13 protein-coding genes are annotated in these 16,539 nt (G+C 60.0%); 6 read left to right on the forward strand and 7 right to left on the reverse strand.

Features of this window, described 5'->3' with window-relative positions; genetic code table 11:
- Window positions 1-114: 114 nt before the first annotated feature.
- Window positions 115-1,110, forward strand: coding sequence for a 2-hydroxyacid dehydrogenase (locus DCL27_RS08515; RefSeq protein ID WP_005285904.1), 996 nt, complete (start codon window positions 115-117; stop codon window positions 1,108-1,110).
- A 69-nt stretch (window positions 1,111-1,179) separates the two neighbouring features.
- Here DCL27_RS08515 and DCL27_RS08520 read toward each other — a convergent pair whose 3' ends face one another.
- Window positions 1,180-1,386: a hypothetical protein gene (locus tag DCL27_RS08520; RefSeq protein WP_005293691.1), complete on the reverse strand. Its 207-nt coding sequence runs from the start codon at window positions 1,384-1,386 to the stop codon at window positions 1,180-1,182.
- A gap of 369 nt (window positions 1,387-1,755) precedes the next feature.
- Here DCL27_RS08520 and DCL27_RS08525 point away from each other — a divergent pair, with 369 nt between their 5' ends.
- Complete coding sequence (locus DCL27_RS08525; RefSeq protein ID WP_035598846.1) at window positions 1,756-2,178, forward strand: META domain-containing protein; 423 nt, start codon at window positions 1,756-1,758, stop codon at window positions 2,176-2,178.
- 17 nt (window positions 2,179-2,195) lie between these two features.
- Here the strand turns inward: DCL27_RS08525 and DCL27_RS08530 are convergent, their stop codons facing one another.
- Window positions 2,196-2,450, reverse strand: a complete 255-nt coding sequence (locus tag DCL27_RS08530; protein WP_005285898.1) for a putative hemolysin — start codon at window positions 2,448-2,450, stop codon at window positions 2,196-2,198.
- A gap of 177 nt (window positions 2,451-2,627) precedes the next feature.
- On the opposite strand from DCL27_RS08530, the gene DCL27_RS08535 reads away from it, so the two are divergent.
- Entirely contained in the window at window positions 2,628-3,281 is a 654-nt protein-coding gene (locus DCL27_RS08535) for an MgtC/SapB family protein (RefSeq protein WP_005285895.1), read from the forward strand.
- Between the two features lie 57 nt (window positions 3,282-3,338).
- On the opposite strand, the gene DCL27_RS08540 is transcribed toward DCL27_RS08535, so the two are convergent.
- The gene (locus DCL27_RS08540; RefSeq protein ID WP_005285893.1) at window positions 3,339-3,671 is read right to left on the reverse strand and encodes a DMT family transporter; all 333 of its coding nucleotides are present in this window, start codon (window positions 3,669-3,671) and stop codon (window positions 3,339-3,341) included.
- Between the two features lie 193 nt (window positions 3,672-3,864).
- Between DCL27_RS08540 and nifJ the strand changes: the two genes are divergently transcribed.
- Both nifJ and aegA read left to right on the forward strand, forming a co-directional pair.
- Window positions 3,865-7,398 (forward strand): pyruvate:ferredoxin (flavodoxin) oxidoreductase, encoded by a 3,534-nt coding sequence (gene nifJ / locus DCL27_RS08545; protein ID WP_035598843.1) that lies wholly within the window; start codon window positions 3,865-3,867, stop codon window positions 7,396-7,398.
- Window positions 7,399-7,740: 342 nt separating this feature from the next.
- A complete protein-coding gene (gene aegA / locus DCL27_RS08550; RefSeq protein ID WP_097364672.1) occupies window positions 7,741-9,780 on the forward strand; it encodes a formate-dependent uric acid utilization protein AegA in 2,040 nt (679 codons plus the stop codon).
- A gap of 66 nt (window positions 9,781-9,846) precedes the next feature.
- Here aegA and DCL27_RS08555 read toward each other — a convergent pair whose 3' ends face one another.
- Window positions 9,847-10,215, reverse strand: coding sequence for a DoxX family protein (locus DCL27_RS08555; RefSeq protein ID WP_005285877.1), 369 nt, complete (start codon window positions 10,213-10,215; stop codon window positions 9,847-9,849).
- 290 nt (window positions 10,216-10,505) lie between these two features.
- On the opposite strand from DCL27_RS08555, the gene ttcA reads away from it, so the two are divergent.
- Window positions 10,506-11,441 (forward strand): tRNA 2-thiocytidine(32) synthetase TtcA, encoded by a 936-nt coding sequence (gene ttcA / locus DCL27_RS08560; protein ID WP_035596863.1) that lies wholly within the window; start codon window positions 10,506-10,508, stop codon window positions 11,439-11,441.
- Between the two features lie 293 nt (window positions 11,442-11,734).
- On the opposite strand, the gene zntB is transcribed toward ttcA, so the two are convergent.
- From zntB to ydiJ, 3 genes are read right to left on the reverse strand one after another with little or no spacing between them, the layout of a single operon-like run.
- Window positions 11,735-12,727, reverse strand: coding sequence for a zinc transporter ZntB (gene zntB / locus DCL27_RS08565; protein WP_035596860.1), 993 nt, complete (start codon window positions 12,725-12,727; stop codon window positions 11,735-11,737).
- 36 nt (window positions 12,728-12,763) lie between these two features.
- The gene (locus DCL27_RS08570; RefSeq protein WP_005285869.1) at window positions 12,764-13,186 is read right to left on the reverse strand and encodes a hotdog fold thioesterase; all 423 of its coding nucleotides are present in this window, start codon (window positions 13,184-13,186) and stop codon (window positions 12,764-12,766) included.
- Window positions 13,149-16,238, reverse strand: a complete 3,090-nt coding sequence (gene ydiJ, locus DCL27_RS08575; protein ID WP_035596858.1) for a D-2-hydroxyglutarate dehydrogenase YdiJ — start codon at window positions 16,236-16,238, stop codon at window positions 13,149-13,151. The genes DCL27_RS08570 and ydiJ overlap by 38 nt, the downstream gene beginning before the upstream one ends.
- Window positions 16,239-16,539 lie beyond the last annotated feature (301 nt).

Consider the following 16,539-nt stretch of genomic DNA (forward strand, 5'->3'; position numbering starts at 1 on the left):
ATTGCCATTCAATGCACTGAGAGGAAAAAATGATTTACATCACACCCCGGCGTCACTTTTGTCGACCATGGCGATTTTTGCTATGATGATCACAATTTAAGTTGGAGACATCGTATGAAACTCGCTATCTACAGCACTAAACAATACGACCGAAAATACATTGAGCTGGTGAATAAACAGTTTGGTTTTGAACTGGAGTTTTTTGACTTTTTACTGCGTCCCCAGACGGTCAAAACGGCCCAAGGGTTCGATGCGGTGTGCATCTTCGTTAACGACGACGCCGGACGTGAGGTGCTGGAGCAGCTAGCGGCCATGGGCATCCGCATCGTCGCGCTGCGCTGCGCCGGATTTAACAACGTCGATCTGGCCGCGGCCAAAGAGCTCGGGATCGCCGTCGTCCGCGTCCCGGCCTACTCGCCAGAGGCCGTCGCCGAACACACCGTCGGCATGATGCTAGCCCTCAACCGCCGCATCCATCGCGCCTACCAACGGACACGCGACGCCAACTTCTCTCTCGAAGGGTTGATCGGTTTTAACATGCATAACCGTACCGCCGGGGTGATTGGGACCGGCAAGATCGGCATCGCTACCATGCGTATCCTCAAAGGATTCGGCATGCATATCCTCGCCTTCGATCCCTACCCCAACCCGCAGGCGCTGGAGCTTGGGGCGGAGTATGTCGATCTGAAGACGCTGTATGCCCGCTCCGATGTGATCACCTTGCACTGCCCGCTGACGCCGGAAAACCACCACCTCCTGAATCAAGAGGCCTTCGCCCAGATGAAGGATGGGGTGATGATCATCAACACCAGCCGTGGGGCTTTGATCGACTCGAGTGCCGCCATCGACGCGCTGAAGCAGCAGAAGATCGGGGCGCTGGGGATGGACGTGTATGAGAACGAGCGCGATCTGTTCTTCGAAGACAAATCTAACGACGTGATCCAGGACGATGTGTTCCGCCGCCTGTCGGCCTGCCATAACGTGCTGTTCACCGGTCATCAGGCTTTCCTCACCGAGGAGGCCTTGACCAGCATCTCGCTGACCACGTTGCAAAATATTGACGATCTGATCCAGCACCGTCACTGCCCTAACCTGCTTACCGCCGAATAGCCTGCGCGCATCCCACAAAAAAACCCGCCTCGGCGGGTTTTTTTTACTCCTTATCGACAGAGCGACCGTTTACGCCAGCGCCTCCTCCGTATACTGCTGGCGATAATAGGCCAGACGCTCATTGAACAACGCGCGTTGCTGCGCCGTCATATTACCCTGCACATCGCGGGCGCTGATGTTACGCCCCTGAGACTCCATCATTGCAATACTACTGGCCAGAAAGTCCATGGTATTTGTGCTAAACGCCGCGTTAGGTGGCTCGGATACCATCACCATTTCGCACACTCCTTTTTCTGTATTGATACACACGCCAATTGCCATCACCGCCACACAGCGCCATGGGGCACCCGTAAGCGGCGTGTCTCACGCGCCAGCCTGAAGACGCGACGAGACGCGGGTCGGTCAACGCCGCCCGCACGATGCTCCCTACTCCCTTACTCCGACTTCACTTCCGCCGCCGACACCAGCATGACATCACACTGTGGCATACTGAATCTCCCCAACCACGCCGACGTACGATGATACGTCCCCGTGTTGGCGGGTGACGCATCTTAGACTTAAGTGTAGCGTTAAATGGAAAACGTGCCGGGAAAAGCAAAGAGAAATCGGCGTCGCGATGCGGCGATACCGAGATGGAGAAAAGAAATGATGCGCATCCTATTACTACTGGGCATGAGTGCCCTACTGGTCGGTTGTCGCCTGGCACCAACGGCGGCCCAACTCCAGCACCATCACTACGTCTTACAGGCTATCGATGAGCAACCGATCGCCGGCGACGCACAACGCATGACGCCCGATCTGGAGTTTGGCCAAGGGATGTGGCTCAGCGCCACACTCTGCGGCCAGATGAGTGGCCAGGCGACGCTACACGCGGGTCAGTTACGCGTCGCCGATCTGCAGGAGCAACCCACCCCCTGTGCCGATCCCCGCTGGCAGATGGCACAATCCCGCTTAGCGGCGCTGTTACGCCAAGGGGGGACGCTGCGCTGGCGCCAAGCCCCCTATAGCCTGGAATTAATCGATCGTCACGGCCACCGTTTCCGCTATCACCTACGCGATTGGTTATAGCGACCGAGCGAGGCCCCTCAATTGGGGCAGTTGCCGCTGATCACCCCGCGTTCGCTACAGCGTTTGCCATCCGGTAACTGGCACTGAACCAGTGCGCTGCCATCGAGCTGATGCGCCAAGGCTATCTCGCCCCCCACCAGCGCGCACCCCTCACTCAACGCCGCGCTGGCGGCGATACGCGGCGATGCCTTCGCCGTCTGCTCTGCCGCCTCATCGGCGCACCCCGTCAGCGCCAACGCCAGCAATGCCGCTCCGAACACCCCACCTCTCATCGATTGACTCCTCCCGACCTGTCTGATTGCGCGTTACCGTCTGATACTATCGCGCCCGCTGCGCGAGGCGGCAAACGCCTCAAGATTTGTTAACATAGACAGTTAACTGAACTCTGCTCGGGGTTGTACGCCGAATGGGGCAGGAAAACAAGCAGGTCACAAACAACTGAGGTAGGTATGGTCAGCGACTTATTGCTGCGCGTCGCCCTGGCAGGACTCTTGGGCGGATTAATCGGCATCGAACGCCAACTCCGCGCCAAGGAGGCAGGACTACGCACCCACATTCTGGTCGGTATCGGCAGCGCGCTATTTATGATCGTCTCGAAGTATGGCTTCGCCGATATTCTCGCGCTCAACCATGTCGGACTTGACCCTAGCCGTATCGCGGCTCAAGTGGTCTCCGGCATGGGTTTCCTCGGCGCCGGCACCATCATCATCCAGAAGCAGGCCGTCAAAGGGCTGACCACCGCCGCCGGGATGTGGGTCACCGCCGCCATCGGGCTGGTTATCGGCAGCGGGCTGTATGAGATCGGGATCTACGGCACCCTGATGACCCTGATCGTCTTGGAGCTCTTCCGTCAACTGAGCAACCGCCTGATGGGGCAACACCACCGCCTGAGCGTGCAATTACCCCCCGACAGGGTGAGCGCCCTGTTACTGGCCCTGCAACAGCAGCATCTCACGCCTGAGCGCCTCTCGCTGCGCCAAGCGCCGGACGCCACACTGTGCGAGGTTCGTCTCGAACTCACCCTACGGCCAAAGCAACCGATCAGCGAACTGTATCAGCAACTTCAGGCCTTACCAGGGATACAGATCATCGAGATACGTTAAGTGCACGCGCCCCTGGGCGGCCTCTCTTCCCCCGCCCAGGTGATGACAGAATGTAATTTAGTGTGCCGAGGTGTGGGAAAAGAGATTAATGACCGCGACGCCGGCAATGATCAACGCCATGCCCAACAGCGCGGCCCAATCGAGCGTCTGCTGATACAACCAGTAGGCGGCTAACGATACCAGCACGATGCCCATACCGGACCAGATGGCATAGGCCACCCCCAGAGGAATCGTCTTGACTACCTGAGAAAGTCCCCAAAAAGCAATGCCATAGCCAGCAACGACCAGTAAACTTGGCCCCAGCTTGGTGAATCCCTCGGTCGCCTTGAGGGCCGTGGTCGCGATCACTTCGGCGCCGATCGCCATCGCCAGATAGACATATCCGTTCATTTATTCATCCTTTGAATATATATAGCCGGCGCAATTCTAGCCGCCTCCCGCAGCGACGACAATCCACACGCCGACACATTCGTTCATTCCCTCCGCCGACAACTATTTGCCATAAAACTGATAAGAGGCTGAAATCGCGTTTGCTAGAATTTCGTTAATAACAAAATCACACTGTGAGCCAAAGGTAACCTTAATGATCACCATTGATGGTAACAGCGCAGTGGCATCCGTGGCCTACCGGCTGAGCGAAGTCATTGCTATCTATCCGATTACCCCCAGTTCCAGCATGGCTGAGCAAGCCTCCGCCTGGTCGGCGGATGGGCGTCACAACCTATGGGGCGATATCCCGCGCGTGGTAGAGATGCAGTCGGAGGGAGGCGCCATCGCCGCCGTACACGGCGCGCTACAGAGCGGCACACTGGCCACCAGCTTTACCTCCTCGCAGGGATTGCTGCTGATGATCCCCACCCTGTATAAGCTGGCGGGGGAGCTGACGCCCTTCGTCCTCCATGTCGCCGCCCGCACCGTCGCCACGCATGCGCTCTCCATCTTTGGCGATCACTCCGATGTGATGGCGGTGCGCCAGACCGGTTGCGCCATGCTATGCGCCGCCAGTGTGCAAGAGGCGCAAGACTTCGCCCTGATCGCCCACATCGCCTCGCTGAACAGCCGGCTGCCGTTTATCCATTTCTTCGACGGCTTCCGCACCTCACACGAGATCAACAAGATCGTGCCGCTGGCGGATGACACGCTGCGTGACCTGCTGCCGCAGGCGGCCATCGAGGCCCACCGCGCCCGCGCCCTTACCCCCGACCATCCGGTGATCCGCGGTACCTCGGCCAACCCCGACACCTATTTCCAGGCGCGCGAGGCGGCCAACCCCTGGTATGACGCCGCCTATGACCATGTCGCCGCGGCGATGGATGCCTTTGCCGAACACAGTGGACGGCGTTATCAGCCCTTCGAATACTACGGTCATCCCCAAGCGACCCGGGTGATCATCGTCATGGGCTCGGCCTGTGGCACCTGCTGCGAGCTGTGCGACATGCTACTGGCACGCGGTGAACGGGTCGGGGTGCTCAAGGTCCGTCTCTATCGTCCCTTCTCCGCGCGCCATCTGCTCGCCGCGCTGCCCAACAGTGTCGAACGCATCGCCGTGCTCGATCGTACCAAGGAGCCGGGCGCGTTAGGCGAGCCGCTCTATCTGGATATCATTGCCGCGCTGGCGCAAGCCGTCAGCCAGGGGGAACGCGCCTCGCTACCGCGGGTAATCGGCGGACGTTACGGCCTCTCCTCCAAGGAGTTCGGGCCCGACTGTGCCCTGGCGGTCTTCGACGAGTTGGCCGATCCCAAACCGAAAGCGCGTTTTACCGTCGGCATCAACGACGATGTCAGCCAACTCTCCCTGACGCGCCAGGCGGACGTTCGTCCGGTTACCAATCGTCTGGAGGCCCTGTTCTATGGTCTGGGCAGCGATGGCACCGTCTCGGCGGCCAAGAATAACATCAAGATCATCGGCAACAGCACGCCGCTCTATGCCCAAGGCTATTTCGTCTATGATTCCAAGAAGGCGGGCGGCCTGACCGTCTCCCATCTGCGGGTACGAGAAACGCCTATCCACTCCGCCTACCTCGTGGATCAGGCCGACTTTATTGGCTGCCATCAATGGCAGTTTATCGAACGTTATCAGATGGTCGAGCGGCTGCGCCCCGGCGGGATCTTCTTACTCAACACCCCCTATTCCGCCAGCGAGATCTGGGCGCAATTGCCGCAAGAGGTACAGGCACTGCTGAATGCGCGCCACGCGCGTTTCTACATCATCAATGCCGCCCGCATCGCGCGCGAGTGTCAACTCGGCGCCCGTATCAATACCGTGATGCAGATGGCCTTCCTCCATCTCAGCGCGCTGATCCCCGAGGGCGGCGCGTTGCCGTTGCTGCAAGACGCCATCGCGCGTAGCTACGCCAGCAAGGGACAAGAGATCGTCGAGCGCAACTGGCAGTCGCTGACCATGGCACAAGAGGCCCTGCATGCCATACCGTTACGCCCGGTCGATCCCACCAGCCCGCGCCGGCCACCGATCGTCTCCGATCAGGCCCCGGATTTCGTTAAGACGGTGACGGCGACCATGCTGGCCGGCCTCGGCGACACCCTGCCTGTCTCGGCCTTCCCGCCGGACGGCACCTGGCCCGTGGGTACCACGCGCTGGGAGAAACGCAATATCGCCGACGCGATTCCCATCTGGCAGCCCACACTCTGCACCCAGTGCAACCATTGTGTCGCCGCCTGCCCACACGCGGCGATCCGCGCCAAGGTGGTCGATCCGGCCGCGTTAACCGACGCCCCCGATACCCTCGCCAGCCTGGAAGTCAGATCGCGTGATATGCGTGGCCAACGCTATGTGCTACAGGTCGCCCCGGAGGATTGCACCGGCTGTAACCTGTGTGTCACGGTCTGCCCAGCCGCCGATCGCCAAGATCCCAGCATCAAGGCGATCAACATGCAGCCACGCCTGGCCCATCTGGCGACCGAGCGCGCTAACTATGATGCCTTCCTCGCCCTACCGGAGATCGATCGCCGTCGTCTGGAGCGCATCGACATCCGCACCTCACAGCTGATTTCGCCCCTGTTCGAGTACTCGGGCGCCTGTTCCGGCTGTGGCGAGACGCCATACATCAAGTTGCTGACACAGTTGTTCGGCGATCGCATGTTGATCGCCAACGCCACCGGCTGCTCCTCCATCTACGGCGGCAATCTGCCCACGACGCCTTACACCACCGATGCCCATGGGCGCGGACCGGCCTGGGCCAACTCGTTGTTCGAGGATAACGCCGAATTTGGTCTCGGTTTCCGTCTGAGCACCAGCCAACACCGCCAACGGGCACTGCGCCTACTCGACGGGTTAGGTGATCGTCTGCCTGAGACATTGACGCACGCCTTGGCTCAGCCGGAGGCAGATATCGACACACGGCGTCAACAGGTCGCGGCCCTGCGTGATGCCCTCGCCGAGATCGATACGGCGCAGGCTCGTGAGTTGGCGCGCGACGCCGATGCGTTGGTAGAGAAATCCATTTGGCTGATCGGCGGCGATGGCTGGGCTTATGACATCGGTTTCGGCGGCTTGGATCACGTACTCAGCCTGACGGAAAACGTCAACGTGCTGGTACTCGATACCCAGTGTTACTCCAATACCGGTGGACAGCAGTCGAAGGCGACGCCATTGGCGGCGGTCACCAAGTTTGGTGAGCATGGTAAACGCAAAGCCCGCAAGGATCTCGGCATTAGCATGATGATGTACGGACATGTCTATGTGGCACAGATTTCGCTGGGCGCCCAGCTCAACCAAACCGTCAAGGCGTTGCAGGAGGCGGAGGCCTACCCTGGGCCATCGCTGATTATCGCCTACAGCCCCTGCGAGGAGCATGGCTACGATCTGGCCGACAGCCACGAGCAGATGAAGCGACTCACCGCCAATGGTTTCTGGCCCTTGTACCGCTTCGATCCGCGACGTCCCGCCAGCGGTAAGGCCGCCCTGGCCCTCGACTCGCGTCCGCCGAGCGGTGATCTGGCTCAGACCCTGCTGACTGAGCAGCGCTTCCGCCGCCTGAATAGCCAAGATCCGCAACAAGCACAGGCGTTGTACCTTGAGGCGGCCGAGAACTTACGCCAACGTTTCGCCTTCCTCAGCCGTCTAGCCAGCCAAAACGACGATAACTCTGCTGAATGACCCATGGCGCTATCCTACGGGGTAGCGCCATTTTACCTCTTGGCTACATTTCTCGCGGCGATTATCACTTTGTACACAATAAAAACTCATTCTGTGTCACTGTGATAATCGTGATACAACAAAAAAAAGCTTCACAACAAATTAATTTGCATGCTTCTCTTGATGCAACGCATCATTTCCCCATTTTTAGCGATTTTTTAATCAGTTCATAACAAAAACTGTGATACATTGCGCAGCCGTCAGGTTTCCTTACCTTTAATAAGGATTTCCCCTACATTTGTGCACGCGATGTGCATATATCCCAAACATGTTTTCTCCTTTTCGTCTTTGGGTGAGGTCGTTATGAATCGTTTTGTCATCGCCGATGCTAACAACTGCATCGGTTGTCGTAGCTGTGAGATCGCCTGCGTAATGGCCCACAATCACGGCGAGCATGTTCTCACTGCGGCGCAGTTCCAGCCGCGCATCCACGTCATCAAACGCGAAAACCGCAGCACGGCACTCCTCTGCCGCCACTGTGAAGATGCTCCCTGCGCCAGCGTATGTCCCAACGGCGCCATCGAGAAACGTAACGACAGCATTCAGGTCAAGCAAGAGAAGTGTATCGGTTGCAAAACCTGCGTCGTGGCTTGCCCATTCGGCGCCATCGAGGTGATCACCCAGGCCGATCCGCGCAGCAACCATCCCGACAGCGTGCGCGCCAATGCTCATAAGTGCGATCTGTGTGACGAGGTGGCCGAATCGCCCTCCTGTGTCGCCGCCTGCCCGAGTAATGCCCTGCAACTGATCGATGAGGCCTTGCTCAACCAGCTACGCCAACAACGCCAATTGCGGGCCGTATTTAACGAGCAGGCCGGGCGCCTGTTCAATGGCAGCGCCAACGCCGATGCGCAGGCCATCAGCCTCGCCGCTCCCGGTACTGGCAGTAAGGTCGGCCAGTTGCGCCAGACGCCTCCGCGCCAAGATCCGGTGAAGATCGCGCTGGCGATCCGCAAAACGCAATTCGATGAGATCTACCCCACCTTCAGCCGCGAACAGGCGCAGGGGCAAAGCGAACGCTGCCTAGCCTGCGGCACCCACAGCGTCTGCGAGTGGACCTGCCCACTGCACAACCATATTCCGCACTGGATCCGCCTGGTTAAAGAGGGGCGTATCTTGGAGGCGGTAGAATTATCGCACCAGACCAACTGCCTACCGGAAGTCACCGGGCGTGTATGCCCGCAGGATCGCCTGTGTGAGGGGGCCTGTACCCTGGGTAAGGAGTATGGTGCCATGACCATCGGCAACATCGAGCGCTACATTAGCGATACCGCCTTCGCCCTCGGCTGGCGTCCCGATCTCTCCTATGTCAAACCGGTCGATCGCCGCGTGGCCATCGTCGGTGCCGGACCGGCCGGTCTGGCTTGCGCCGATGTGCTGGCGCGTAACGGCATCCCGGCGGTAGTCTTCGACCGCCACCCGGAGATCGGCGGCCTACTGACCTTCGGGATCCCGGCCTTCAAGCTGGATAAGCGCATCCTGGCGCGTCGGCGTGAGATCTTCAGCGCCATGGGCATCGAGTTCCGCCTGAATACCGAGGTGGGACGCGACGTGACCCTGGAGCAATTGTTGGCCGACTTCGACGCCGTATTTATCGGTGCCGGGACCTATACCTCGATGCAAGCCGGCATCGAAAACGAGCAGGCGCCAGGTGTCTATGACGCCCTGCCGTTCCTGATCGCCAACACCAAGCAAGTGATGGGGCTGGCGCACAGCGACGACTATCCGTACATCAGCATGGAAGGCAAACAGGTGGTGGTGCTGGGAGGCGGCGATACCGCGATGGATTGTGTGCGCACCTCGATTCGCCAAGGGGCTACCCGGGTGACCTGCGCCTATCGCCGCGACGAGGCCAACATGCCGGGCTCGAAGAAAGAGGTCAAGAATGCGCGTGAAGAGGGAGTGGAGTTTGAATTTAACGTCCAGCCGCTCTCCATCGCCATCGACGATCAGGGCAAGGTATGCGGTATTCATATGTTACGCACCGCGCTAGGTGAGCCGGACGCCGCCGGGCGCCGCCGTCCCAAGCCGATCCCGGGCTCCGAATTCCTGATGCCGGCGGACGCCGTCGTCATCGCCTTCGGGTTCACCCCCCATCCGATGCCGTGGCTGGAGGCGCAAGGCGTGAAGCTCGACCGCGCCGGGCGCATCATCGCCCGCGTGGATAGCGCCATCCCCTACCAGACCACAAACCCACGCATCTTCGCCGGTGGCGACGCGGTACGTGGCGCCGATCTGGTGGTCACCGCCATCGCCGAAGGGCGCCATGCCGCCGATGGTATGATGCGTTACTTCGGCGTCGAAGCGCAGCGTCCGCGTATTCGTCTGGAAGAGATCGCCTAAACGTGTCTCACCCCTGCCCGCCGCCCGGCGGGCAGGATCACATGCATCACCTGAGAGACGACGCCGCTATCTCAATCGGCGTGAGTCGGCCATCCTGTTGACATCGCCCCCACCGGGCCGCCATACCACTAACGCTAACGCCAGCAGCAGTAACGCCGCCAACACGGCCATTCCCCCTTCGGCATGCCGCAGATGGGTCTGCAACGCACCGAGCATCAGGAGTATCAACCCCCCGGCCGCCACTCGGCGCAGGGAGGGTAAGGGCAACAGCACGCCAATGGCCCCGGCGCACTCCGCCAGGCCGACCACATACATAAACCCGATGGCGTAACCCCAGCGCTCGAACGCCGCCACCTCAAACGGCAACGCCATCAGCTTGGCCACGCCAGAGAGCAGAAAAATTACCGCCAAGATCGCGCGCAACGCTCGCATCATTCGCCCCTCAATTTTGTATTGATTGATACAAAATAGAGTATGTCGCGCAAGAAAGCAAGTCACCGCTCACACGACGCCATGCCACCCATGACACCGCCAACCTGCCCCCATGATGGGGGAAGCGGCGCGACATCACGGCTCGCCAGGCGTGCAGGCACAATTCTTGCTGGCATTCGGCGCCGTAATCCGTACCATACACGCCACGCCGTCCTCGATGACTGCCCCTTATTCGCGCGACAGCGCCCGCCGCGCTGCCGTCACCCCTTTGTTTATGCCGGGTAACAGAAACGATGTCAGAGATGCAAGAGATCAGCAAAAAAGAGCAATACAACCTGAACAAGTTGCAGAAGCGCCTGCGCCGCTGCGTCGGTGAGGCGATCGCCGACTTCAATATGATCGAGGAAGGCGATCGCGTCATGGTTTGCCTGTCCGGCGGAAAAGACAGCTACACCATGCTGGAGATCCTGCGCAACCTGCAGCAGAGTGCTCCGGTCGACTTTACCCTGGTGGCGGTCAACCTCGACCAGAAACAACCCGGCTTCCCCGAAACCGTACTGCCCGCCTACCTCGACGCCCAAGGCATCGAATACCGCATCGTCGAGGAGGATACCTATGGCATCGTCAAGGAGAAGATCCCCGAGGGGAAAACCACCTGCTCCCTCTGCTCTCGCCTGCGCCGCGGCATCCTCTATCGCACCGCCACTGAGCTAAACTGTAATAAAATCGCCCTCGGCCACCATCGCGACGATATGCTGGAAACCCTGTTCCTCAACATGTTCTACGGCGGCAAGCTAAAGGGGATGCCCCCCAAATTGATGAGCGACGACGGCCAGCACATCGTCATTCGTCCGCTGGCTTACTGCCGCGAAAAAGATATCGAACGCTTCGCCAGTGCCAAGGCCTTCCCGATCATCCCCTGCAACCTGTGCGGCTCACAGCCTAACCTGCAACGTCAGGTGATCAAGGAGATGCTGCGTGACTGGGACAAGCGTTATCCCGGACGCATCGAAACCATGTTCCGCGCCATGCAGAACGTCGTGCCGTCGCATCTGGCCGACGGCGCATTGTTTGACTTCAAGAGCCTGCAACAGGGCGGCGAGGTGATCGATGGCGGCGACCTGGCCTTCGATCGTCAAAGCATCCCGCTGCAGCCCGTCGGCCTGAATGACGGTGACGAGCCGACGCAGGACGCCGCGTTGCGCCTGGATGTGGTGGAGGTGAAGTAAGCGGCCAGAGGGGCGTCACGGCGCCCTTCATCCCCATAGAGCGGGACGATAGGCAAAAAAAATGCCGGTGATCACCGGCATACGACGAATTAAATTGTGCTATGCAATAATTCAAAATTAGGAAGTAAGACAATATGGAGCGCAACGCCCATCGCTTGACGTTGCATTCACCTGCGAAATGAAGTCTGCCCTACCCATTATGAGTAAAGTTTGATATTGCTCAATTTCCTTTGCGCTTTTGCTCACCGGCCCCATGAAGTTTGACACGTCACAAAGATTGCCGGCCCGCGCCATTACAACCATTTACTGCGTTTTAACCATAAAGCAACGCAGGTTGCCAAAATCAGTAGCAATAAACAAAACAGCATAAAAGCCAGCGGCGACGCGTTACCGGGGATGCCGCCCAGGTTGACGCCGAACAGCCCGGTTAAAAACGTCGCTGGCAGGAACAGCATCGCCAGTAACGACATGGTATAGGTGCGGCGATTAAGCGCATCCGCCACCAACGAGGCGATTTCATCGGCCAACAACGCAGTACGGGCGATACAACTGTCCAGATCTTCCAGTCCCCGCCCCAGGCGATCGGCGATATCCTGTAACCGGCGGCGATCATCATCCGTTAACCAGGGGAGCCGTTCGATCGCCAGCCGCGCCAAGACATCGCGTTGCGGCGCCAGGTAACGGCGCATCACGATCAACTGTTTACGCAACTGAGCCAACTCACCACGCGGCGGTAGTTGCTGATCCAGCAGGCTATCCTCCATGTCGATGATGCGATCGTGCAGGGTGTCGATGGCCTCGCTAACCTGATCCACCAGCGCATCGGCGATCGCCACCAGCAAACCGCTGGTATCATCGGCCCCTAAGTTCCCCAAGAGGTCGCCACGCACCGCCTCCAGCACCGCGCTCTGGCGCTGCCCCGAGGTTAACAACAAGGTTCCGGTCGCATAGATGCGGATCACCACCCAGTGCGACACCGCCGCCGGGCTGGCCAACTCGATACTGCGCAGAGTGAGCAGCGCCCCCTCCCCCTGACGTGTCATGCGGGGCCGTAGGCTCTCGCCCGATAGACTCTGGCGCAGCGTCTCCGGCACCAGCGGTGTCGCCGCCAACCAGTGACGGCTCTCGGCATCGTTGGCGTCGAGGTGTAGCCAGGCCGGATGTGATATGGCGAGCGGCGCCGCGACGGTCAACGGCAGACAGCCCCCCTCACCATTCAGTTGCAAGGCATACACCGCCCGTGTCAACGGCAAGGATGTCGCGTCGATCGGCTGGTTCTCTGTCATCTCGTCTCTCCCCGAGGTTTATCGCATAGCTACCGCTCAGCGTCGTCCATCCAGAAGTGCTGTGGTCAGGCGCGAGGTGCAGCACAGCCGCCCACGCTCGTCGCGGATCTCGATCTGCCACACCTGATGGCTGCGTCCCAGATGCAACGCTCGGCAGATGCCATGCACCACACCGCTGCGCACGGCGCGCAGATGGTTGGCGTTGATCTCCAACCCCACCACCTGCTGCTCCCCCTCACTGCACAGGTAACCGGCCAACGATCCCAACGTCTCCGCCAACACCACCGAGGCACCGCCATGCAGCAGCCCGAAAGGCTGGCGAGTCCGCTCATCCACCGGCATGCTGCCCTCTAGGGTATCCTCCCCCATCCGGGTGATCGTGATCCCCAGATGGCCGACCATACAGGTCGCGCCCGCCTGATTAAGCTGCTCCAGTGTCAGCGTGCGTTTCCAAATCATGACTTATCTCCAGTAAGGCCTGAACAGGATGGCGTAACGCCACCCCCTGCTGGCGCAGCACCTGCCCGCGACAGGAATACCCCGTGGCCAAGCAGCGTTCCGCAGGCCGCTCCGCCAGCATCGGTTGCCAGGACAACGCATAGATGCCGCGCGATGCCGCCTGATTGGGCATCTCATGGCCATAGGTTCCCGCCATGCCGCAACATCCCACGCGAACCGATTCCAGACGCGCACCGAGGCGCGCGAACACCTGCTGCCATTGGTTGATACTGACCGGCTCGGCGCAGCTTTCGGTACAGTGCGCGAACAGATACCAAGGTCTTGCCGTCGTCGCCGACGCGGCGGGTGACGCCGGCAGGACCTGCGCCAACCACTCTTGGATCAGTTGGACGTGAAAATCGCCACGCTGTTCACCAAGAATAGTTTTATATTCATCGCGATAGCATAACACCATCGCCGGATCGACGCCTACTAGCGGTATTCCCAGACGAGCGACCCGATTGAGAAACTCGGCCCCATGGCGTGCCGTACGCGCGAAACGCTGCAGGAATCCCTTGATATGTTGCGCCTTGCCATTCGGGACGAAGGGCAACAGTTGAGCCTGGAAGCCCAGACGATCACACAGGCGGATCAACGCCTCGACCACCTGCGCATCGTAATAACTGGTGAATGGGTCCTGTACGATCAAGACCCGCCGCGCCCGCGCCGCCGCATCCAATCCCTCCAGCGCTTCCAGCGACGTTATCAATGCCGGATGACCGGCCAAGGCCTGACGCAACGTCGGCGTCGAGAGCTGCGGCAAATCGGTCATGCCGATGGTACGTTCGCTGAGACGTGCCGTTAACGGCTGACGCAGGAAGAAATTAAACAGGCGCGGGGCGCGCGCCAGCCAGGGGGTATAACTCTCCACATTCGCCACCAGATGGTCACGCAGCGGGCGCAGATAACGGCTATGGTAGAGTTGCAGGAAACGGGCGCGGAAGTCGGGCACATCGATCTTGATCGGGCACTGGCTAGAACACGCCTTGCAGGCCAGACAACCGGCCATCGCCGCCTTCACCTCGTGCGAGAAGTCATACTCGCCGCGATGCGCTCGCCAACTGTGGCGCGTCCGGGCGATCAGTCCGCGCAACGAAGCCGTAGCGCCCAGCGCCGCCTCCAGGCGCAAGGGATCGACGCCTTGCTCCGCCAAGAGGCGTAACCATTCACGCACCAAGGCGGCACGCCCCTTGGGCGAGTGGATACGGTCGCCACTGAGTTTCATCGATGGGCACATCGGGCTGTACCGATCGAAATTGAAACAGAGTCCGTTACCATTACACTCCAGCGCGCCGCGATACGCGCTGCGCACCGCCAGCGGGATCTGGCGATCGAAGGTGCCACGTTTCACCGCATCCACCTGCTTCATCGGCGTATCACACGCCAATGGCGGGCAGATCTTACCGGGATTGAGGCGATTATCGGCATCGAACAGCGTCTTGATGCGGCGTAGCTCGTGATACAACGCCTCGCCGAAGAACGCCGGGCTGTATTGGGCACGGAATCCCTTACCATGCTCCCCCCACAACAGGCCACCATACTTCGCCGTCAACGCCACGACCGCGTCGGAGATCTCGCCGACCAACGCCTCGTGTTGCGGATTACACATATCTAACGCTGGCCGCACATGCAGGACCCCGGCGTCAACATGACCGAACATGCCATAACTGAGCTGATGGGCATCGAGCAGGGCACGAAACTCGGCGATATAGTCCGCCAGATGCTGTGGCGGCACACAAGTATCCTCGACGAAGGGAATCGGCTTGGCCGCGCCTTTGGCGTTGCCCAGTAAGCCGACCGCCTTCTTGCGCATGGCGTAGATACGCTCGATACTCTCGCCGTCGCGACAACATTGGTAGCCGATGACGCCCGCCTCGCCGGCGCTGGCCAACTCCTCAAGCTGTTGACAGAGCGCCGCCACACGCGCCTCGATCTGTGCCTCATCCTCACCGGCAAACTCGACGATATTCAACCCTTGCAACGGACGCGTCGGGCTGTCGTCGATCAGATCGCGTACCGCGTGCCAGATGATATCCTGGCGTGCCAGATCCAACACCCGCGAATCCACAGTCTCCACCGACAGGGCGCTGGCCTCCAACATCAGTGGCGCGTTACGCAACGCCGCATCGAAGCTGTCATACTTCACATTCACCAGGCGGCGAACACGCGGTAACGGCGTGATATGCAGACGCGCCTCGGTCACGAAGGCCAGCGTCCCCTCCGAACCGGCTAACAGGCGCGAGAGATCGAAGGTCTGGAGATCATCGCTCAATACATGACGGAGATCGTATCCCGTCAAGAAGCGATTGAGCGGCGGAAACTTTTCGACGATCGCCTCACGCTGGCCGAGGCAGGTCTCCAGCACCCCGCGATAGATCGCGCCGATGCGCCCCCCCTGCTGTGCCAGATGCTGCGCCAGGCGAGTCGGCATCGGGGCGCTGTCGAGGATCTCGCCCCCCAGCAACACGCTGCGCAGCCCTTGAATATGGTCAGAGGTTTTGCCATAGACACGCGAACCCTGCCCGCAGGCATCGGTGTTAATCATTCCCCCCAAGGTGGCACGGTTGCTGGTGGAGAGCTCGGGCGCAAAGAAGTAGCCATACGGTTTGAGACAGGCGTTCAACTGATCCTTGATCACCCCCGCCTCGACCCGTACCCATCCCTCCTGAGGATTGATCTCCAGAATGCGCTGCATATGACGCGACATGTCCACCACTACCCCAGCGTTCAACGCCTGACCATTGGTGCCGGTTCCACCGCCGCGCGGCGTAAAATTGAGTGAACGAAACGCCGTCTCCGCCGCGAGGCGCGCGATCAGCACCACATCGGCCGTCGAACGCGGGAACAGTAATGCGTCCGGTAATTGCTGGTAAATACTGTTGTCCGTCGCCATGCTCAAACGCGCCGCGTAGCACGTATCGCATTCGCCGGTAAACCCCTGCTCGGTCAATTGCTGAATGAATGCCATCACCGTCGGGTCGAGGCCCGGCGGCTGAGAAAGCTGTGGGATCATGCGCGTGAATCCTGTCCATAGAGTAATACTGTGCAGGCATCGGCCCACACCCCGGCGCACGCCTTATCGTTTGATTCTCCGTGCGCTGCCCAATCCATCCTCCGCCCCGGCAGCAATAGCCCCGGCCTGGCTGCACGCCGCTCGTCATGAGGGGTTTCACCAATAGGCGAACATTCAAGCTATCATAAAAGCGGCAACGGTGAAATTTTCCTCGCCTCGGCCAGAACCACAGAAAGATCCGCGTGCGGGACTTGGGTTTTCTCTCTATTCTGCGCATCATAGGCATCGCGCACGGTACTGC

This window comes from Edwardsiella tarda ATCC 15947 = NBRC 105688 (genome assembly GCF_003113495.2).
GTDB lineage: Bacteria > Pseudomonadota > Gammaproteobacteria > Enterobacterales > Enterobacteriaceae > Edwardsiella > Edwardsiella tarda.